We start from the raw sequence: 20347 nt of genomic DNA on the forward strand, positions 1-20347 counted from the left end.
CAGCATAGTCTTCGGTCAGTCTCAACGGGGGAGTCGGAGCATGCCCTGGAAGAATCGTGCCCATGAGCGGCGAGAGCTGACAAGTGCAGAATCGGTGGGGTTGCAGGTACGGACGCTTCGCCGACGCGCGGGTCTGACCCAACAGGAACTCGCCGACACTGCGCGCGTGAGTCTCGGCGGATTGCGTGACATGGAACAGGACAGGGTCAAGCATCCGCGAACGGCCACGCTGCGTCGCCTCGCGGGGGCCCTGGGACTGTCCGCAGGCCAGACCCGGGATCTGATCCGGCTGGGCCAGGAAGGCCCCCTGCTGGCACGCGACCTGCAGATCGGGGTGCTTGGTGTGCTCGCCGTGCAGGTGGACGGCGTTTCAGTGGATCTCACCTCGGAACCGCAACGGATCGTGCTCGGCAGCTTGGCCATGTCGCTGCGGGTACCGGTCGGCATCGACTGGTTGGTGGACCTCATCTGGGGACATCGGCCACCGCCCAAGGCGGCGAACCTGGTGAGAACGCACGTGTCGCGGTTGCGACGTAGGCTCCAGTCCACCCGGTCGCCGGCCCGAACGAGCGGCGTGCTGGTCGCCGCCAGCAGCGGCTACCTGCTCGCGGTGGAGGACGACCAGCTCGACCTGTTGGCCTTCCAGCGTCTGATCGACCGTGGCAGGCAGGCCCGCGACGCTGGACGGCTGGAGGCGGCGTTCAGCGTCCACCAGCAGGCGATCGATCTCTGGCGGGGCAGACCCCTGGAGGATCTTCCCGCCCTCCAGGGGGAGCCGGCTGTCGCCGCGTTGACCCGGCAACACCAGGCGGCCGTGCTCGAGTACGCCGACGCGGCGATCGCGCTGAACCGCCATGGTGAGGTCTTGTCGACGCTGTACCGCCTAACCGAGGAGAATACGTTGCACGAGCCCGCGCACGCCCGGCTGATGGTGGCGCTCGCTGGCGTGGGCCAGCAGGTAGAGGCGCTGCAGGTGTTCACCCGGTTGCGCGACACTCTGGCCCACGACCTCGGTCTGGAACCCACCGCCGAGTTGCGCGACGTCCACCAGGCGATCCTGCGGGGCGGCTTCGACGGGTTGCACCACCGGACCGGTGTGTTCGCCCCGGTGCCGCTGTCGCGCACGCCCTTGCCCGTCGAGGTGGGTATGCCGGCCCAGCGGTACGGCTTCGGCGGTTAGGACGACCTCCGGGGCGCCGGCACGGCGGCCGGGCGGTAGCGGGCCGGGGCGATCCCGAACAACGCCGCGATCGGCGGGGTCGATGCTGATGACGTACCGGGCGGTGCCGGGCCGCTACGTGCCGGCTGTCGTAGCGGTCCGGACCGACCTGGGCGCTGGTGAGCGGACCCGGTCATGACCCGAAGGCGAGGCGCAGGCCCGCCGACCTGAGGGCCTCCCGCTCCTCGGTGAGGAACTCGAGGATGAGGCGGTTCACCACTTCCGGTTTCTCCATGGGCATCTCGTGCGACGTGCCGGGGACCACACCGAGCTGGCCGTCGGCGAGCGCGTCGCGCACTGCGGCCGCGTGCGCGACGGACACGCTGTCGTTGTCGCCGACGAGCACCAGGGTCGGTGCGGTCACCCGGCTGAGTTCGTCGAGTGAGACGCCCGTCGGGCCGCACCACAACCGCTTCAGCTTCTCGAGTACGACCGGAAAGTGCTCCACGCCGTTGGGTGAGGTCGCCGCGTACGCCCGCTCGAAGCTGGGGTTCAGCGTTCGTACGGTGAGACTGCTCAGGTAGGCGAGTGACTCCGGACGGGTGCCCTCCAGGGTCGCAGCCTGCCCCATGAAGACCAGGCGGCGGACCCGCTCCGGTCGACGTAGGGCGACCAGCAGACCGACGAGCGCGCCGTCGCTCCATCCGACGAGGTCGGCCGAGGCGATACCGAGCGCGTCCATGAACACGACCGTGTCGTCTGCCATGGCCTCGTAGGTGATCGGCCCCTCCACGTCGGCGGTCCGTCCGTGCCCACGCCGTTCTGGGACGATGACGCCGTAGGCGCCGGCGAGCGCTGACGCCTGCGGCTCGCAGGACTCGGCGGTACACAGCCCGCCGTGCAGCAGGATCACCGGCTTTCCGGCACCACGCGTCTCGTAGTAGGTGCGCGTGGGTCCGGCGACGACGTATCCGCTGGTCGGGGAATGTCGCTCTGCCACTGCCATTCGCTCCTCCACGTCACCACCGCCGCTGGCCGCACAGGGCACCGAGCGTAACCGCCAAGCTAGCCCCGGTCACCTGCGAACCTACGCAATCACGTGACGAGGACCGTAGTCCTCCCGCTGGAGGACCACATTCTCGGCCGTGACCAGCGCCATTGCGCGAGCAAGGAAAGCGGCGCTATGCCCCTGCCATGACAAACCCGTCGGGCAGCATGGGGTTTCGCCGCGCACCGCACCCCTGCGCACCTTCGTCGAACGACCACCTGTTCGGGTCGGGCGCGACAGACTAGGAGCATGTGTGACATCGGATGAAATGAACGCTGGCGAGGTCGCACCGACGTCGGTCGCCGACCAGCGGACCTGCGGTCCCGTTTCCTCCTTCAACGAATGGGACCCACTAGAGGAGGTAATCGTCGGCATCGTCGACGACGCGACCTTTCCGCCGTGGCATGTCGCCCTCCCGCCCGTGTTGCCGACCAACCAGCACGCTACGTTCCGCGCCTGTGCGGGCCGGCCCTTCCCGCCGGAGGCGGTCGAGGCGGCCCGCCGCGAGTTGGCGGAGTTCGTGCGGATCCTCACCGGCGAGGGGGTGGTCGTCCGCCGACCGGAACCGATTCCGCAACGCGTGGAGTACCGCACGCTGGACTGGTCCAGCAGCGGAATGTACGCGGCGATGCCACGGGACGTGCTGCTCGTGGTCGGCGACGAGATCATCGAGTGCCCCACCGCGTGGCGCTCCCGCTATTACGAGACCCTGGCCTACCGGCCGCTGCTCAAGGAGTACTTCCGGGGCGGTTGCCGGTGGAGCGCCGGACCGAAACCGGAACTCAGGGACGAACTCTACGACGCGGATTGGAGTGACCCCGGCGCGGACGGCCCGGCGCGGTTGGTGATAACCGAATTCGAACCGACCTTCGATGCGGCCGATTTCATCCGTTGCGGTCGGGACATCATCGCCCAGAAGAGCAACGTCACCAACGAGTTCGGCATCGAATGGCTGCGCCGGCATCTGGGTGACTCGTACACCGTCCACGTGTTCGAGTTCGACGACCCGCACCCCATGCACATCGACGCGACACTCGTTCCGCTGGCTCCCGGGAAGCTGCTCGTCAACCCGGAGCGGGTCACCCGGGTGCCCAACCTGTTCAAGAGCTGGGATGTCATGTACGCGCCGGCTCCGATGATTCCCGACGCGCACCCTCTCTATATGACCAGCAAGTGGATCAACATGAATGTCCTTATGCTGGACGAGGAGCGGGTGGTCGTCGAACGACAGGACGAGCCGATGATATCGCTGATGAAGAGGTACGGGTTCACCCCGATCCTGTGCGACTTTCGCAATTTCAACAGCTTTGGTGGATCGTTCCATTGCGCCACCCTCGACGTGCGTCGTCGGGGTGAGTTGCAATCCTACTTCTAGGAGCCGGCATGCGAATCTGGCACAGGTCTCCAATGGATGGCATTCTGCTCGGGTACGGCGTCGCACAACTGGCCGTGATGCTGTGGCTGGCGGCCCGCTGGGACCGGCCCACGGCGCTTGGAACATCCTTTTCGATCGGCGTGATCGCCGTCATGGTCGCCTACAACATCATCGTCGTCAGTCACCTGTTCACCCACTCACCGTGGTTCGTCTCGCGCAAGCTCAACGCGGCTGTCTCGGTGCTCAACTCGATCAACATCGGCCAGTCGGTGCAGGCCTACCAACTGACGCACGTGCGCAACCACCACCGGTTCAACAACGATCAGATCGGCCCGGACGGCACCACCCGGGACCTGTCGTCGACCTACCGGCACGGCAGGGACGGGCGGCACACCCCGCTGCCGCATTACGCGATCGGCGGTGCGGTGCGGTCGCTGATGGACCGCGGCGGGGAACTGCTCGCGGTGACCCGGCTCTGGCGGGTGGGCCCGCACGAGGAGAACCTACGTGCGCTGCTCGCCCCACGGCAGCCGCGCCGCGCCCGCGAACTACGCCAGATGCAGGCCGACCGGGCGGCGCACTGCCTGTCGCTCGCGTTGTTCGCAGCCATCTCGTGGCAGTGGGTGCTGTTCTGTTATCTGCCGGGGTTCTTCCTCGCCTTGGTGATGGTGAACGTGCAGAACTACTACCGCCACTACGGCGCCAACCCCAGGGACCGGGAAGCCGACGCGGTCAGCCACTACGGCTGGCTGTACAACCTCTTCACCTTCAACGACGGATACCACCAGGAGCACCACCTGAGCCCGGGCACGCACTGGTCGAAGCTTCCGGAGGTGCGTAGGAGCCGCCGGGCCAGCCTGGAGAACCGGCGCCGCATCATCAGCCCGCTGCCAGCGATGCTCGGCTTCCTGCACTTCAACCGTCCTCAGTTGCATCTGGAGACCGAAAGCGCCGAAACCCGATGAGACCCCACCCGAGCAGACTGGAGAGTTCGTTGGTGCCCGACGCGACGACCCGACCGATCACCGGTGGCACGCTGCCGGGCGACGGGTTCCGGTTGTACGAGACGTTCCGGGACGTAGACCCCGACGCCGCCCTCGCCGTGCTCGGGGGGGAACTGGCGGCCTATCGGGTACGCGACTTCGTCGCCCCGGACGCCTGTCGGCGCATCACCGAGAACTTCTGGGCGTCCACGATGCGCACCCCCAGGCGCGGCGAGGGCGAGGACGGGGTCGAGGGCTACTTCGTAGGCGCGTCGCACATCGAAAAGACGACCGACGAGTACATCACCGAGGTGGGCCGGTACGCTGACGCGCTCGCCGCGCTCTACCAGGGCACGGTGGACCCGGTGGCGCTGCTGCGCCAGCGACTCAACGACCAGCCGGCCGTGACCCGGGTACGGGCGGCGACCCACCGCGGGCGGCCGGCCGGGGACTCCAAGGCGGTGTGCTGGACCGGGACCGGTCCGTTCCTGCTCATGCCGCACGACGACCTGGCCCAGTTGAGCGACCCCCGGCAGGCCGGGTTCGAGATCCAGCGGGTACGCCGGGTCATGGCGGTGAACATCTATCCACAGGCGTACCCGGGGACGGGCCAGATAAAGCTGTGGAACATCGAACCGGACAAGCCCTCACGCGAGCGGTTGGGGCTGACCTACAGCGGTTTTCCCTATCCGCCGGACTTGCTCGACGGCCTAGCCAGCCTGGTCGTGCCGGTCGCCGTCGGCGATCTCTGTCTGATCAACGGCAACCTGGTGCACGCGGTGCTCGGCGGCCGGACCGCCGTCGGTGGGGGCCGGAGGTTGCTGTTGACCTGCTTCACGGGGTTCGTCGGCCAGGGCGATCTCGTCTGGTGGACCTGAGCTCCGCTCGAACGACAGGAGGACGACAGTGCCCGACGCGCAGCAGTCAGCCTTGGGAGGGGGTTCGCCGACCGCCGACGGGCCGGGGACGAAAGCCATCCGCTCGGCGCTGCTCAGGCAACGCGTCAGTGCGATGCAACAGCGGGCTGCCGCTGCGGGCGGGGCGATCCCACGACGGGCCGGCGGTGCGCCGTCCTTGTCGTACGCGCAGGAGCGGCTGCTGCTGACTGAACGGTTGACCGACCAGGCGTCCCTCTACCACGTGCCCTTCGTCTTCCGGCTGAGCGGCATCGTGCACCCGTGGGCTCTGGAGCGGGCCCTCACAGAGGTGGTACGGCGACACGAGGTGCTGCGTACGGTCTTCCCGGAACGGGACGGGCGGGTCGTGCCGCTGACGACACCTCCGGCACCGGTACCGGTCGAGTGCTCGGACGTCCGCGACGCGCAGCCGGACCAGCGTCTCGACCGTGCCCTCACGCTCGTGTCCGACTTCGCCGGGGTGCCGTTCGATTTGGTGGCGGGTCCGTTGGTGCGTGGGTTGTTGGTGCGGTGGGGGGTGCGGAAGTGGGTGTTCGTGTTGGTGGCTCATCACATTGTGGTGGACGGTTGGTCGGTGCCGGTGTTGTGGGACGAGTTGGGCACGGTGTACGCGGCGTTGGTGGAGGGGCGGGAGCCGGAGCTGGTGGCGTTGCCGGTTCAGTATTCGGACTTCGCTGTGTGGCAACGGGAGTGGCTTGCTGGTGGGGTGCTGGATGAGCAGTTGGGGTATTGGCGGGATCGTTTGCGGGGGCTGGAGGCGGTGCGGGTGCCGGTGGACCGGCCGCGTCCGTTGGTGCGGTCCGGGCGGGGTGCGGTGGTCGAGTTCGAGCTGTCGGCGGAGCTGACCGGTCGGTTGCGGGGTCTGGCTGGCCGGTGCGGGGCGACGGTTTTCATGGTTTTGCTGGCTGCGTGGTGTGAGTTGTTGTGCCGGGTCGGTGGTGACACCGATATCGCGGTGGGTACCCCGGTCGCGGGTCGGGGACGACCCGAGTTGGAACGGATGATCGGGTTTTTCGTCAATACGTTGGTGGTGCGGGTCGACGGGTCGGGTGATCCGTCGTTCGTCGAGATGATCGCTCGGGTGCGTGAGGCGGCTGTCGGTGCTTTCGCCCATCAGGAGGTGCCGTTCGAGCGGTTGGTGGAGGAACTGGCGCCCCGGCGTGAGGCTTCCGGTGACCCGTTCTTCCAGGTGGTGTTCTCGTTCGACGAGGACGGTCCGGGTGTTCCGCTGTTGCCCGGTGTCGAGGTGACTCCGGTGATCCTCGAGGTCGACCAGGCGAAGTTCGAGCTCGCCGTGGGTTTGGCCGCTCGCGGCGATCGGATCGTGGGGCACCTGAACTATGCGGTGGATCTGTTCGACCGGCCTACCGTCGCGCGCCTGGCCGATCATTACACCCGACTTCTCACCCTCGCCACCGGAAACCCCCGGCGGTCCCTGGCCGACCACGACCTGCTCACCACCAACGAACGCCGACAACTGCTCCGCCAGGGCGGGGGCGACCCCGTCGACGGGCCACAGCCGTTCGTGCACGAGCTGGTCATGGCCCAGGCCGCCCGCACCCCCGATGCCGAGGCCGTGCGTACGGAAACCGAGTCACTCACCTACCAGGAGCTGGACCGCCGCGCCGAGGCGGTCAGCCGCTCGCTGCGTGCGCTCGGCCTCGGTCCCGAGAACGTCGTCGGCGTCATGGTGGACCGTTCTCCCCACCTTGTCACGGCGATGTTGGCGGTGCTGCGGACGGGTGCCGCCCTCCTCATGATCGACCTGACCTACCCAGCCGAGCGGATCCACCGCATGCTGACCCTGGCCCGAGCCGACGCCGTGCTGGCCGAGCCGTCTCCGGCCCTCGCCGGGGTGCCGGACACGGTGCGGGTGATGGACATCGACAGCGGGGGCACCCCACCGCCCGGAGCCGCCAGGCCGGCCCACCGCACCCTGCTCGCCGGCAACACCGCATGCGTCGTCTTCACCTCGGGATCGACCGGGGAGCCCAAGGGCGCGATGATCACACACGCGGCGCTCACCAACACCATCGTGGACGGCTGGCGCCGACTGCAGCTGACGGCCTCGGACACGGTGGGGGCGGTCGCCTCGCCCGCGTTCGACGTGGCGCTCTTCGAGATCCTGGGTGCCCTCGCCCACGGCGCACGACTCGTACTGCTGCCCAGAGAAGCCGCATCCGACGGAGAGCGGCTCGCCGAAGCCGTGGACCGGCACCACATCACCGTCGTCGACGTCACGCCGACGACCGCATCGACCCTGCCGGAACGGTGGCACGCCCCTGGGCTACGCCTCGCCTCGGGCGGAGAGGAACTCTCCGCCGAACTCGCCCGGAGTCTGACCGCTCGTCTCGCCGGCGTGTGGAACGTGTACGGCCCGGCAGAGGCCACGATCAACACCACGGTGCACCGGTTGCGCGCCCCGGTGGCCGGTGACCTGGTGCCCCTCGGTCGCCCGGTTCGAGGAGCGACCGTACGGGTGCTCTCCGAGCGGGCCGGGCTGGTGCCGATCGGCGTCCCCGGTGAGTTGTTCATCGGCGGGATCGGACTGTCCCGGGGATACGTCAGCCGGCCGGCCCTCACCGCGGAGCGTTTCGTTCCCGATCCGTTCGGGCCGCCGGGCGCCCGGATGTACCGCACCGGGGACGCCGCGGCGTGGCGTCCGGACGGTTCCCTGGTGTTCCTCGGTCGCCGGGACCAACAGGTCAAGGTACGCGGGCAACGCCTCGAGACCGGTGAGGTGGAGGCAGCTCTCACCCGGCATCCGGCGGTCGCGCACGCGCTCGTCACCGCCCAGGGCGGACAGCTCGACCGGAGGCTGGCCGGATACGTGGTGTGGCGGCCCGGCCTGACTGTGCCGTGGGCCGACCTGCGCGGCTTCCTGCGCGAGTCGCTGCCGGAGTACATGGTGCCGGTCGTCTTCACGGCCCTGGAACGGCTGCCCCGCACCTCGAGCGGGAAGGTGGACCGCAGGGCGCTGCCCGAGATCCCGCTCGGTCCCGCCGGTCGCACCTATGCGGCACCGCGCGACGACATCGAGGAGCTGGTCGCCTCCGTCTGGGCCGACGTCCTCGGCGTCGACCGAGTGGGGCGGGACGACAACTTCTTCGAGCTGGGCGGACATTCGCTACGGGTGGCGCGGGTGGTGGCGAGCCTTCGGAAGGCCCGCGACGTCGAGCTACCGCTCCGGGCGTTGTTCGAGCGTCCGGTGTTGTCCGACTTCGCCGACCTGGTCCGCACCCGCGACGGCGGTCCGGAGCGGACCCGCATTCCAAGGCGACCGGCCGGTGTGACCGTGCCGCTGTCGGCGGTGCAGCGGCGGCTGTGGTTCCTGCACAATCTGGACCCGACCCGGAGTGACTACAACAGCTATTTCTTACTGTCGCTCTCCGGGGCGGTGGAGGAGTCGGCGTTTTCCGGCGCGTTGTCCCGTCTCGTCGACCGGCACGAGATCCTGCGGGCCCGGATCGGTGGCGCTGCGGATGCGCCGACCCTGGTCGTCGGGTCGTCGGGCGAGTTCACCCTCGATTCGGCCGACGTGTCGCATCTGCCGGCAGCCGAGGCGGAGGCGGAGGCCAGGCGGCTGGCCCTGCGTTTCGCCGGGGTGCCGTTCGATTTGGTGGCGGGTCCGTTGGTGCGTGGGTTGTTGGTGCGGTGGGGGGTGCGGAAGTGGGTGTTCGTGTTGGTGGCTCATCACATTGTGGTGGACGGTTGGTCGGTGCCGGTGTTGTGGGACGAGTTGGGCACGGTGTACGCGGCGTTGGTGGAGGGGCGGGAGCCGGAGCTGGTGGCGTTGCCGGTTCAGTATTCGGACTTCGCTGTGTGGCAACGGGAGTGGCTTGCTGGTGGGGTGCTGGATGAGCAGTTGGGGTATTGGCGGGATCGTTTGCGGGGGCTGGAGGCGGTGCGGGTGCCGGTGGACCGGCCGCGTCCGTTGGTGCGGTCCGGGCGGGGTGCGGTGGTCGAGTTCGAGCTGTCGGCGGAGCTGACCGGTCGGTTGCGGGGTCTGGCTGGCCGGTGCGGGGCGACGGTTTTCATGGTTTTGCTGGCTGCGTGGTGTGAGTTGTTGTGCCGGGTCGGTGGTGACACCGATATCGCGGTGGGTACCCCGGTCGCGGGTCGGGGACGACCCGAGTTGGAACGGATGATCGGGTTTTTCGTCAATACGTTGGTGGTGCGGGTCGACGGGTCGGGTGATCCGTCGTTCGTCGAGATGATCGCTCGGGTGCGTGAGGCGGCTGTCGGTGCTTTCGCCCATCAGGAGGTGCCGTTCGAGCGGTTGGTGGAGGAACTGGCGCCCCGGCGTGAGGCTTCCGGTGACCCGTTCTTCCAGGTGGTGTTCTCGTTCGACGAGGACGGTCCGGGTGTTCCGCTGTTGCCCGGTGTCGAGGTGACTCCGGTGATCCTCGAGGTCGACCAGGCGAAGTTCGAGCTCGCCGTGGGTTTGGCCGCTCGCGGCGATCGGATCGTGGGGCACCTGAACTATGCGGTGGATCTGTTCGACCGGCCTACCGTCGCGCGCCTGGCCGATCATTACACCCGACTTCTCACCCTCGCCACCGGAAACCCCCGGCGGTCCCTGGCCGACCACGACCTGCTCACCACCAACGAACGCCGACAACTGCTCAATCAGATCCAAGCCGGACGGAGGCTGTGACGTGGCGACTACTGGGTCCGACGTGATCGAGGCGGCGAACTCCACCGAGGTGGTGTTCCCCGACGGCGAAAGCCTGCTCCATCTGCCGTTCTACTCCTGGGCGGATCGCGGCCCGGACCGGATCGCGGTGGTGCATCCCGGAGGGACTCTCACCTACGGTGAACTCCGCCTCCGGGCCGACGCACTGGCGGACGCCCTACGGGAGCGGGGAATCGGCCACGACGACATCGTGGCGATCGCTCTTGACAAGGGGTGGGAGCAGGTCGTCGCGGCGATCGGCGTGCTGGCTGTCGGAGCCGTCTTCGTGCCGGTCGAGCCGAACTTCCCGACCGAACGCTTCCACTACCTGCTGGACCACTCCACGGCCCGCTGCGTGGTCACCCACAGGGACGTCGAGGCGCGCGTTCGGTGGCCCAAGGAACTGCCCCGGATCCACGTCGACCAACTGAACCCGCTCGCCCGCCCGTCCCGCGCCATGCCCCGCAGCGAGGCGGCACCCGACGACCTCGCCTACATCGTGTACACCTCCGGCTCGACCGGTACCTCCAAGGGCGCGATGATAACCCACCGGGGAGCGGTGAACACCATCCTCGCGATGAACGCCGAGTTCGAGGTCGACCCGGACGACCGGGTGATGGCCGTCTCCTCGTTCACCTTCGACTTGGCGGTCTACGACATCTTCGGCACCCTCGCCGCCGGCGCGACGATCGTCATGCCGCCCCGTACACCCCTGCCCGACGCCGGTGTCTGGCTGGACGTCGTCCGCAACGACCGCGTCACGGTCTGGAACTCCGTACCCACCTTGATGGAGATGGTCGTGGAGCTGGCCGGTGGGCGCGGCGAACGCGGCCGGATGCCGACGTTGCGGGTGGTCCTGCTCGGTGGCGACTGGATCGACCTGCGGCTGCCGGATCGCATCCGGGCCCTCGCACCCAACGCGCTGGTGTCGAGCACGGGTGGCGCGACCGAGGCGTCGATCTGGTCCATCACCTACCCGATCGGAGAGATCGATCCCACCTGGCGGAGCATCCCGTACGGTAAGCCGCTGGCGAACCAGCGGTTCTACATCCGCGACGAAAAGGGCGATCCGTGCCCTGCGGGCGAGGCCGGAGAGCTCTACATCGGGGGCGTGGGGGTCGGTGCCGGCTACTGGCGGGACCCGGACCGCACGGCGGCGAGCTTCGTCCGCGATCCGCGTACGGGCGAGAGGCTGTACCGGACCGGCGACCAGGGGCGGTACCTGCCGGACGGGAACATCGAGTTCCTCGGCCGCAAGGACTTCCAGGTGAAGATCCAGGGCTTCCGGGTCGAGCTGGGCGAGGTGGAGGCCGCCTTGCGGGAACACCCGGGGGTGAAGGAGGCGGCGGCCGTGGCCCGGCCCGACCCCGTTGGCGACCGGCGGCTGTTCGCCTACGTGACCGCCCGGTCGGCGGAACTCGGCAGCGACGACCTGCGGGAGTTCGTACGCGGCAAGCTGCCGCACTACATGGTGCCGGACGCCGTCGTCGTGCTCGCCGCCATGCCGCTCACTACCAGCGGCAAGATCGACCGGAAGGCCCTGCCGGAGGTGGCCGTGGCACCGGGCCCCCTGGCTGTCGACCTGCAGGGGGTTGGCGATCCACTCCAGGTCGGCGGGTTGGCCCCGGCCGCGCCGACCGGGCCGGTCGAGCAGGTGCTGGTGAGCATCTGGGAGGACGTGCTCGGCCGCGAGAACCTCGGCGCGGACTCGGACTTCTTCCTCCTGAACGGCAACTCCCTGCGGGCGCTGCGGCTCATCGCGGGTGTGAGCACCGTGCTCGGCGTGGAGGTGAGCGTCGCTCAACTGTTCGACGCGTCGACCCCAAGGAAGTTCGGTGAGCTGCTCAGCGCTGACCCGGACACCTGGCAGCGGATTCACCGGACGGCGGAGAGCCTGGTGCGCGAGGTGGACGGAGCAGACCCCGCAGCCGGCGGGGCCTGGTGATGGGAGACGGTCGGGTGCACGACGGCGTACCGGCCAACGGCATTCACGAGCTGGTCGAACAACAGGCGGCACGCACACCGTCCGCACCGGCGGTGCAACTCGACGATGAGGTCTGGAACTATGACCGGCTCAACGAGCGGGCCAACGCCATCGGTCATCGCCTGCGCCAACTGGGTGCCGGTCCGGGGGACCACGTTGCGGTCACCGCCGCCCGTTCGCCGCAGCTCGTCGCGGCCGTGCTCGGTGTGTGGAAGGCCGGTGGGGCGGTCATCGCCCTGGAATCCCACCAGGACATCGTCCGGATGCACCGGTCGGCGCCAGCCGCAGCCCCGCGGATCGCCATCCGGACCGGCGAGCGGCCTGAGATCCCCGGGGTCGAAGTCTGGTTGGACCTGGGTACGGAGACCGGCCCGCCGACCGGGAACCCCGCCGCCTGCACCCGACCGGACGACGCGGCCTACGTCGTCTTCACCTCGGGCTCCTCGGGCACGCCGAAAGGGATCGTCGGCACGCACCGGGGCGTCCTCAACTACTTCGACGACCTGCGGCGGCGGAACCACCTGGCCGAGGGTGACGCGGTGGTCCAGCTCTCGGCTGCCTCGTTCGACGCCATGCTGCGGGACATGTTCTTCCCGCTCACCGTCGGCGCGCGCACGGTGATCGCGCCGCGCGGTGGCCGGGACGTGGCCGCAGTGCTCGATCTGCTCGTCGGCTCCGGGGCCACCGCCGTTGTCGCGATCGTCCCGTCGGTGCTGCGCGAACTCGTACGGGAGGCAGGGCGGAGCGGCGTCACCGTCCCCCGGGTCCGCACCGTACTGGTCAGCGGGGAGCGGCTCTACCACGCGGATGTCGAGGCGGCCCGCGAGGTCCTTCCGAACGCCCGGCTCCACAACCTGTACGGGCCGTCGGAGTGCACGATGACCACGACGACGCACGACGCGGACGACGGTTCGACCACCGGTGGCGGGGTTCCGATCGGCCGCCCGATCTCGGGCACGACGGCGTACGTGCTCGACCGGGCCCTCAACCTCACTCCGCCTGGTTACGTCGGTGAGCTGTTCATCGCCGGAGCGGGAGTCACCCGCGGATACTGGAACCGTCCGGCGCTCACGGCGGAACGCTTCGTCCCCAACCCGTACGGACACGCCGGGGAACGCATGTACCGCACCGGCGACCGGGCACGGCTGCGCCCGGACGGCGTGCTGGAGTTCCTCGGCCGCACGGACGACCAGGTGAAGATCCGTGGCCAGCGGGTCGAACTCGGGGAGGTCGAGTCGGCACTGCTCGGCGTTCCCGAGATCCGGGAGGCGGCCTGCCGGGTGTGGGACGAGACGGGAGCACTCATCGCCTACCTGGTGTGGACGCAGGGGCACGAGCCCGTCACGGCCAGCGAACTGCGCGCGCGCCTGGCCCACCTGCTGCCGGAGTACATGCTTCCGGACCTGTTCCTGTCCCTGGACCGGCTGCCCCGGACCACCAGCGGGAAGGTCGACCGTCGAGCGCTGCCGGATCAACGTACTCTGCCGCGCTCGGAGACGCTCGGTGACGCCGTCGCCCCCCGCGACGCCGCCGAGGAACGGATGGCCGGCGTGTGGCGCGACCTGCTCGGCGTCCGGTCGCTGGGTGTGCACGACAGTTTCTTCGAGCTGGGCGGTCACTCACTGCTGGCGATGCGCCTGGTCGCCCTCATCGCCGACAGCTTCGGCGTCGAGGTCCCGCTGCGGGCGGTCTTCGCCGCCCCGACCATCGCCGCCCTGACCGGGTACGTCGCCCGCCGTCCCGCAGACGGTCGCCGCCGACCGGGGCCGACACCCGCTCCGCGGGGACCTCGGCAGCTCTCACCGGCCCAGGCGCACGTATGGTCACTGGAACGCCTCGCCCCGGGGGGATCCTGTTACAACGTCGCGGGCATCATCCGGCTCCGTGGCGTGCTGGACGTGGACGCGATGTCCCGGGCGACCACCGAGATCGTCCGGCGCCACGAAGCTCTCCGCACGACGTTCCCGGAGGTGGACGGTGTGCCGATGGTACGCGTCCAACCGCCCGGTCCGGTCCGGCTGTCCGTTGTCGATCTGGGTGTGGCCGGCGGCGAATCCGCGCTACGGGCTGCGGTGCGCGAGCTGGCGCTCACCGGGTTCGACCTCGCGAACGGCCCGCTGGTGCGCGTCGGGCTTCTCCGGATCTCCCCGGTCGAGCACGTCCACTACCTGGTCGTGCACCACATCGTCTTCGATGGCTGGTCGATGGCGACCTACCTGCGGGAGTTGACTGTCCTTTACCAGGCGTTCGTCGAGGGCCGGCCGTCACCGCTGCCGGAGCCACCGCTTCAGTACGGCGACCTGGCGACCTGGCAGGCCGAGCAGGTGGCATCCGGGGCATGGGACGACGACATCGGCTATTGGCGGGCTCAACTCGCCGGTGCGACACCGATTGTGCGCATACCCGACGGCTATCCATTCATCTCGGAAGCGCACCGCAACCGTGGTCAGCGGATGTGCACGATCGATGCTGAGGTCACCCGCCGTCTGGCGGAACGGGCGGCCGATATCAAGGCAACCCCGTCGATGATGTTGATGGCGGCCTATCAAGTGGCGCTGCATGTAACGTGTGGAGCCGTGAACTTCCATGTCGCGATGCCGGTGGCAAACCGGATCTCCCCCGAGACCGATCACATGATCGGTTTCGTCGCGAACACACTCCTCATTCGCGCTGACCTCTCCGGCGACCCGACTCTTTCCGAGCTGGCCCACCGGACGAGAGAGACCCTGCTCGACGGCTACGCACACGCCGACGCTCCACTCGAGGACGTCGTCCGGCGCCTGCTGCCGGACGCCGCGACACCGGACCTGCTCCTCGCCCAGGCGATGTTCAACATGCAGGAGGTTGCGCTCGCATCCGTCGAAGCCGGCGCGCTCGCGCTGGAAGCGGCCGACACCGCCGACGTGTGGTCACGTCATCCCGTGGCGCTCTTCGTCAACCAGGAGCCGACGGCGACGAGACTCCACCTCGTCTACGACAGCGCGCTGTTCGACGGGGAGTGGGCGGACCGGTTCACCGTCACCCTGCGTGCCGCAGTGGACGCCATCGCAGGCGGCCGTGATGATCGGGTCGGTGCACTCCGGACGGCAGCGTGATGAGCGCACACAGCGCCGTCCGGTCGCGCCGTCCGCTGATCGCCCTGCTCGCCGCGCACGGTATATCGCTGACCGGAAACGCGATGACCCTGCTGTCGGTGCCGTGGTTCGTGCTGCAGGCGACCGGTAGTCCCGTTCAGACCGGCCTCGCGGCCACCGCGACCTTCCTGCCGATCCTGCTGTCGACGTCGCTGGGCGGGGTCCTCATCGACCGGATCGGCTACCGCCGCGCGGGCATTGCGTGTGACCTGATCAGTGGCGCGATGATCGCCCTGATACCGCTACTGCATCTGCTGGACCTGCTCCCACTGCCGGTCCTGCTGGCCCTGGTCTTCCTGAGTGCTCTGTTCGACGCGCCATCGAGCACCGCTCGCCTCGCGCTGCTGCCGACGCTCGCGGAGCACGCGGGGACCACGATAGAACGTGCGAGCAGCGCCATGGGTGTCGTCGAGCGGGTGTCCCGGATGATCGGCGCGCCGATCGCCGGCGGGCTCCTCGTCCTGATCGGCCCGGCGAACGTGCTTCTCGTGGACGCCGGAACGTTCGTGGCGTCAGCGCTGATCCTCGCCCTCTCGGTCGTTCCCGGCAGGGGTGGGAGAGCGGCGGCGGACACCTCGTTCGGGCGGGGCTTGAAGGCCGGGTTCGCCCATGTCTGGAACGACCGTCTGCTGCTCGCGATCACGCTGCTCATCGCGGTGACGAATGTGCTCGACGTGGCCTACGTGGGTGTCGTGCTGCCGGTGTACGGAGACCAGGTGCTCTCCGGAGTCTCCGCTGTCGGCCTGGTGATCGGCACCTCGGCGGTGGCCGCGGTGATCGGCGGGCTGGTCTTCGGCGCGGTCCTCTTCCGGCTGCCCCGTCGGGCTCTGGTCACCGTGGCCTTCATGCTCGTCGGGCTGCCTCGCTGCCTCATTCTGGCACTCGAGCCCGGCCTGCTCTGGGTGCTGGTGACGGCCGCGGCGACCGGCTTCTTCGCGGGGATGCTCAATCCGATTCTGAACACCGTGCAGTATAAACGAGTCCCGGAGGAAATCAGGGCCCGCGCCCTGGGGGCGATGTTCGCGGCCACCTACGCCGTCGCGCCACTCGGTCCACTGGTCGGTGGTGCGCTGATCGCCAGTCAGGGATTGACGGTGACCCTGCTCCTCTTTGCGGGCGTCTACGCGATGGCGGCGCTGAGCCTGCTGCTGCCCCTCAGGGTGTGGCAGGGATTCGACGAATCCGCAGACCAACCTCGTGAGAAAGCGACGGTCTAGTCGATGACCACCGCCGGTGTCGGAATCGTGGGCGGGCTCGGACCGCTCGCGGGCGCACACGTCTATGAGCGTTTCGTCCGGATGAGCCCAGCTGCCTCGGATCAGGAACATGGTTTCGTGATTCTGATCAGTCGCCCCTTTCCCAGTCGTATCGCTCATCTGAGCGGCCTCGCCGAGTCACCGCTGCCCTACCTCGTCGACACCGTGCGGTCGTTGCAGTCCATGGGCTGCAACGTGCTGGCGCTCGCCTCGGCGACGACACACGCCTACCGCCGGGCCATCCAGCAGCAGACCGGCGCGATGATCGTCGACGGAATGCGGGCGACCACCCAGGCGCTGACCGACCGTGGCGCCACCGCCGCTGTCGTCTTCTGCACCCGGCTGACCCGACAGCTTCGGCTGTACGAGGAGTCGTGGCCGGAGAACGTGCGGCTCCATTACGCGACCGAGGAGGAACAGCGGACCATCGACGAGTTGATCGATGGCGTCAAGGGTGGACGGACCGGTCCCGTCGAGTCGGCGGCCCTGCACCGACTCGTCCACCGTTATGCGTCCGTGGGTATCACCCCGATTCTCGGCTGCACCGAGCTGCCGCTGCTCTGGGCGCCCGAGGAACCGACCGTGGAGGTGGTCTCCGTTTCGGACTCCATCGCGTCCGCCGCCATCGCCGCCGAGGCCGACCAGCGGCTGGAATTGGCCTGATCCGGACGACCCCGGGGTGGCGAGGGCCGACCGGACCGGATGGCTGGGCGTGCGCTACTCGGTCGAGAGGTAGTCGTGCGCGGAGTCGTAGGCGAAGGTGAGGATCCGGGTGCCCGGCACCGACCGTTCGCCGTAGTCGATGGCGGCGACCACGTTCGCCGCCGAGGAGAGTCCGACGGCCAGCCCCTCGCTACGCATCAGCGTCTCCATCATCGCCCTGGCCGAACTCTCCTCGACCTCGATCTCCTCGTCGATGAGCGACACGTCCAGGTTGGCGGGCACCAGCCCGACGGCGAGCCCCTGCATGTGGTGGACGGCGAACTGGTTGCGCAGCATCGAGCACCCCTTCGGGGTCACCGCGACGATACGCAGGTCTGGCTTGTGGCGACGCAGCACGCGGCCGACACCCGAGAGATGCCCACCGGTGCCGACACCCGCGATCATGACATCGGGGAGGTCCCCACCAAGGTCGTCGAGGATCTCCAGAGCGGTCGTCCGTTCGTGGACCGCAGGGTTCGCCGGATTCGCCTGTTGGTTCAGCAGGACCCAGTCGGGGTTGTCGAAGAGCAGCTCGATGGCTTTCTCCCCGTGCGAGTTCCCGCCGCGCCGGTGGTCCGAGAGCACGATCTCCGCGCCGAACGACCGCAGCGTGCGCTGCTTGGCCGGGCTGTAGTTGTCCGGAATCACCAGCACCAAGCGATAGCCGAGGACGGCGGCGGCCATGGCCAGGCCGAGCCCCGTGTTGCCGCCGGTCGGCTCGATGATCGTCTGACCACTCCCGCGAACCAGCAGTCCCTCGTCCTCCGCGGCCAGCACCATGCTCAGCGCCACCCGGACCTTGTGGCTGCCGCCGGGGTTGAGCATCTCGAGCTTCATGAGGATCCGGTGACCGGTGGCCGCGTGCAACCGGTTCAGATTGATGATCGGCGTGCGCCCCACCAGGTCGAGAATCGAGGCCGCGACCGGCCGGGTACCCGTGCCGTGGCCCATCACGTCGCTGTTCATCCTGGATGACCTTCAATCGGTGGGAAATCGTCGGGCGGCATCGGGTTGCCGTAGGTCTGGATGGGGACGTAGCGGCGGGTGCGCGCGCAAAAGCCGAACTTCCTGGCGCCCCGGACGCCTGACGGGGTCACGTCCACCACGAGGTGGTCAACCGGATAGGTGGGGCTACCGTCGGTGACCGCGTACCGCTGGTCCTCGGCGCTGAAGTACGCGCCGACGTTCGGGTGGGAGTGATAGATCACCAGCACCGGATCGTCGGTGTCCAGCGAGCGCGCCAGTTCCAGTAGGTCGGCGGCCGTGAACGCGTACCCGGTGGTCACGGTACGGTCGAAAGTTCGGCTTCCGTCGGCGTGGCGTCGTTCGACCGCGTTCTCGCACTCCCGTACCCCGGACCGGCGCACGAACCCGCACGCCTCCGCCGGAAAGGCACGCACCGCCGCCGCGAAGATCCGGGCGAGATGTTCCCGGGTAGGAATACCGCCACCGGGCGCGGGACGGTCGTCGACGTGGGTCATCGGTCCGCCGTGGCCTCGGGACCCGCCAACTCCGACCGGCGGGCGGTGTGGGGTGTGGTCAGCAGAAGGCTCACGCTCGAACCGTCCGGCGCGTTCAGCCGCATGTACGTCCGGCGCTCGCCGGTGACGCCGGGCAACTCGACGAGCAGGTGGTCGTCGGCCCGCTCGATGATGGAGACGGGTTGTCGGTCCGAGTTCCAGTCGCGCTTCTCCACCCACAGGGCCGGGCTCTGCAGTCCTCGGCCGTACAGCCGGAACCGGTCCCGTCCTGCCGGTTCGACGCCGGTGACGGCGAGGTCGGTGCGCCCGGCTACCACCTGGTAGTGGTGCAGCACGCTCACCCGGGAGAGTTCCGGGACGTCGTCGCGGACCAGGACATGGCTGCCGATCCGGACGTCGTCGCCGATGCGTACCGGACCGAGGATTCTCGCGTACGCGCCGACCTCGACCCGGTGACCGAGCATCGGGTGCCGGCGACCGGTCGGGTTGTCGGCGACCCGGAGGGAGCCGAGCACCACGCACTGGAGCAGGTAGCAGTCGCTGCCGATGACGGTGGTCTCGCCCACGACGGTGCCCATACCGTGGTCGACGACGAACCTCGGACCGATCCGCGCCGCCGGATGGATCTCCACACCGGTCTCCGACTTCGCCTGCTCGGAGATGTCGCGCGCGAGAATCCGCGAGTGCTCGACGCAGGAACCGCTCAGCCGTGCCGTGGTGAGGATGGAGTGTGCCAGGCGGTACGCCAGCACCGCGCGGAACGCGCGATACGTGCCGAGCACCTCCCGCCAGGAGCCGTGGGCGGCCGGATCGCGTCTGGCCAGGGCGAGCAGGTCACCCTCGACCAGTTCGAGGAGCTCTGCCGAGGCCGGGTCCCAGTCGGGTCCGCACATCAACCGGATCCGTGACAGGCGCGGGCGCGTGTACCCCCACAGGAGCGCGGCCAGCTGGCTGCGACGTCGCGTAGCCTCGGGAAGGGCGTCGTCCGCGTCCTCGCCGGGACAACCGCACCTGCGCACCGCAACCATTACATCCGACCTCCGCATCACTGCACGTCAATGTGGCGAGAACACGTTGTTCTTTTCGGTCGGCGATCGCACGTCGTGGCGGTCACCCCTGCGTCCACTGTCACGACACCGCTGACCCGTCCGCACCTCGCTGTTGCTCGGCCCCCGTGTACACGCCTGGTCGGGTGGGCTGCAGCGGACGGTGCAGGGAGGACTACGGTTCCGTTACGGGGCGTCCGCGTCAGGAGACCGGCGGCTGGTCCATCGCCAGCCGGAGACTCTTCGGCCTCATGTCGGTCCATTCCTCCTCGATGTGACGCAGGCAGTCCTGGCGGGGGCGCGCCGGCCCCGTCGCGTGCCAGCCAGCCGGCAGATCGCGGTGCGCCGGCCAGATCGAATATTGCTCCTCGTCATTGATGACAACGAAGTATTCGATGGTTTCGTCGTCGAACATGGTTAATTGCCTCCCCGTATGCGGCGCTCGCGCCGCGAGTGGCGACAGAACGATACCGGCCTTGCCGGAGAGATGGAATATGGAATGAGGTCGGCGGTTGAATTGTTGGGCAACTCTAGATCCGAGTGTGAGGAATGTCAAGGATTGGCTGGGCCGTCCACCCCTTCGCGGG

The 20347-nt window shown here is 68.8% G+C and carries 14 protein-coding genes; 9 read left to right on the forward strand and 5 right to left on the reverse strand.

All coding sequences use genetic code 11. The features are described from left to right. Positions 1 to 40 precede the first annotated feature (40 nt). Positions 41 to 1180 carry a BTAD domain-containing putative transcriptional regulator gene (locus tag SALPAC4_RS0106980; protein WP_080640860.1) on the forward strand — a complete coding sequence of 380 codons (1140 nt, stop codon included), beginning with the start codon at positions 41 to 43 and terminating at the stop codon, positions 1178 to 1180. Positions 1181 to 1352: 172 nt separating this feature from the next. On the opposite strand, the gene SALPAC4_RS0106985 is transcribed toward SALPAC4_RS0106980, so the two are convergent. Continuing rightward, complete coding sequence (locus SALPAC4_RS0106985) at positions 1353 to 2165, reverse strand: alpha/beta fold hydrolase (protein WP_223874708.1); 813 nt, start codon at positions 2163 to 2165, stop codon at positions 1353 to 1355. A gap of 295 nt (positions 2166 to 2460) precedes the next feature. Here SALPAC4_RS0106985 and SALPAC4_RS0106990 point away from each other — a divergent pair, with 295 nt between their 5' ends. From SALPAC4_RS0106990 to SALPAC4_RS0107025, 8 genes are read left to right on the forward strand one after another with little or no spacing between them, the layout of a single operon-like run. After that, complete coding sequence (locus tag SALPAC4_RS0106990) at positions 2461 to 3582, forward strand: amidinotransferase (RefSeq protein ID WP_223874709.1); 1122 nt, start codon at positions 2461 to 2463, stop codon at positions 3580 to 3582. Between the two features lie 8 nt (positions 3583 to 3590). After that, entirely contained in the window at positions 3591 to 4547 is a 957-nt protein-coding gene (locus tag SALPAC4_RS0106995; protein WP_027645117.1) for a fatty acid desaturase family protein, read from the forward strand. 32 nt (positions 4548 to 4579) lie between these two features. Then, positions 4580 to 5443: a hypothetical protein gene (locus tag SALPAC4_RS0107000; RefSeq protein ID WP_019869696.1), complete on the forward strand. Its 864-nt coding sequence runs from the start codon at positions 4580 to 4582 to the stop codon at positions 5441 to 5443. A 28-nt stretch (positions 5444 to 5471) separates the two neighbouring features. Beyond that, complete coding sequence (locus SALPAC4_RS25135; protein WP_162562167.1) at positions 5472 to 10139, forward strand: non-ribosomal peptide synthetase; 4668 nt, start codon at positions 5472 to 5474, stop codon at positions 10137 to 10139. A 1-nt stretch (position 10140) separates the two neighbouring features. Beyond that, complete coding sequence (locus SALPAC4_RS25720; RefSeq protein WP_223874710.1) at positions 10141 to 12102, forward strand: amino acid adenylation domain-containing protein; 1962 nt, start codon at positions 10141 to 10143, stop codon at positions 12100 to 12102. Continuing rightward, on the forward strand, positions 12102 to 15236 hold the full coding sequence (locus SALPAC4_RS0107015) for a non-ribosomal peptide synthetase (RefSeq protein WP_027644813.1): 3135 nt from the start codon (positions 12102 to 12104) through the stop codon (positions 15234 to 15236). The genes SALPAC4_RS25720 and SALPAC4_RS0107015 overlap by 1 nt, the downstream gene beginning before the upstream one ends. Continuing rightward, positions 15236 to 16492 carry an MFS transporter gene (locus tag SALPAC4_RS0107020; RefSeq protein ID WP_019869698.1) on the forward strand — a complete coding sequence of 419 codons (1257 nt, stop codon included), beginning with the start codon at positions 15236 to 15238 and terminating at the stop codon, positions 16490 to 16492. Before SALPAC4_RS0107015 ends, SALPAC4_RS0107020 begins: the two co-directional genes overlap by 1 nt. A gap of 3 nt (positions 16493 to 16495) precedes the next feature. Further along, a complete protein-coding gene (locus SALPAC4_RS0107025; RefSeq protein WP_019869699.1) occupies positions 16496 to 17194 on the forward strand; it encodes an aspartate/glutamate racemase family protein in 699 nt (232 codons plus the stop codon). 54 nt (positions 17195 to 17248) lie between these two features. Here the strand turns inward: SALPAC4_RS0107025 and SALPAC4_RS0107030 are convergent, their stop codons facing one another. The 4 genes from SALPAC4_RS0107030 to SALPAC4_RS0107045 all read right to left on the reverse strand — a co-directional run bounded on the left by SALPAC4_RS0107030 (position 17249) and on the right by SALPAC4_RS0107045 (position 20175). Beyond that, the gene (locus SALPAC4_RS0107030) at positions 17249 to 18199 is read right to left on the reverse strand and encodes a PLP-dependent cysteine synthase family protein (RefSeq protein ID WP_019869700.1); all 951 of its coding nucleotides are present in this window, start codon (positions 18197 to 18199) and stop codon (positions 17249 to 17251) included. Beyond that, positions 18196 to 18714, reverse strand: a complete 519-nt coding sequence (locus tag SALPAC4_RS0107035; protein WP_019869701.1) for a Mov34/MPN/PAD-1 family protein — start codon at positions 18712 to 18714, stop codon at positions 18196 to 18198. Before SALPAC4_RS0107035 ends, SALPAC4_RS0107030 begins: the two co-directional genes overlap by 4 nt. Then, complete coding sequence (locus SALPAC4_RS0107040; protein WP_019869702.1) at positions 18711 to 19607, reverse strand: serine O-acetyltransferase; 897 nt, start codon at positions 19605 to 19607, stop codon at positions 18711 to 18713. Before SALPAC4_RS0107040 ends, SALPAC4_RS0107035 begins: the two co-directional genes overlap by 4 nt. A 355-nt stretch (positions 19608 to 19962) precedes the next feature. Continuing rightward, a complete protein-coding gene (locus SALPAC4_RS0107045; protein ID WP_019869703.1) occupies positions 19963 to 20175 on the reverse strand; it encodes an MbtH family protein in 213 nt (70 codons plus the stop codon). Between the last annotated feature and the right edge of the window lie 172 nt (positions 20176 to 20347).

The sequence above is a fragment of the Salinispora oceanensis genome (assembly GCF_000383575.1).
Taxonomy (GTDB): domain Bacteria; phylum Actinomycetota; class Actinomycetes; order Mycobacteriales; family Micromonosporaceae; genus Micromonospora; species Micromonospora oceanensis.

Bases quoted from the DNA above. Each gene is read 5' to 3' on its own strand.
- SALPAC4_RS0106980 (WP_080640860.1), top strand. From the start codon at position 41: ATGCCCTGGAAGAATCGTGCCCATGAGCGGCGAGAGCTGACAAGTGCA.
- SALPAC4_RS0106985 (WP_223874708.1), bottom strand. From the start codon at position 2,165: ATGGCAGTGGCAGAGCGACATTCCCCGACCAGCGGATACGTCGTCGCC.
- SALPAC4_RS0106995 (WP_027645117.1), top strand. From the start codon at position 3,591: ATGCGAATCTGGCACAGGTCTCCAATGGATGGCATTCTGCTCGGGTAC.
- SALPAC4_RS0107015 (WP_027644813.1), top strand. From the start codon at position 12,102: ATGGGAGACGGTCGGGTGCACGACGGCGTACCGGCCAACGGCATTCAC.
- SALPAC4_RS0107020 (WP_019869698.1), top strand. From the start codon at position 15,236: ATGAGCGCACACAGCGCCGTCCGGTCGCGCCGTCCGCTGATCGCCCTG.
- SALPAC4_RS0107025 (WP_019869699.1), top strand. From the start codon at position 16,496: ATGACCACCGCCGGTGTCGGAATCGTGGGCGGGCTCGGACCGCTCGCG.
- SALPAC4_RS0107030 (WP_019869700.1), bottom strand. From the start codon at position 18,199: ATGAACAGCGACGTGATGGGCCACGGCACGGGTACCCGGCCGGTCGCG.
- SALPAC4_RS0107035 (WP_019869701.1), bottom strand. From the start codon at position 18,714: ATGACCCACGTCGACGACCGTCCCGCGCCCGGTGGCGGTATTCCTACC.
- SALPAC4_RS0107040 (WP_019869702.1), bottom strand. From the start codon at position 19,607: ATGTGCGGACCCGACTGGGACCCGGCCTCGGCAGAGCTCCTCGAACTG.
- SALPAC4_RS0107045 (WP_019869703.1), bottom strand. From the start codon at position 20,175: ATGTTCGACGACGAAACCATCGAATACTTCGTTGTCATCAATGACGAG.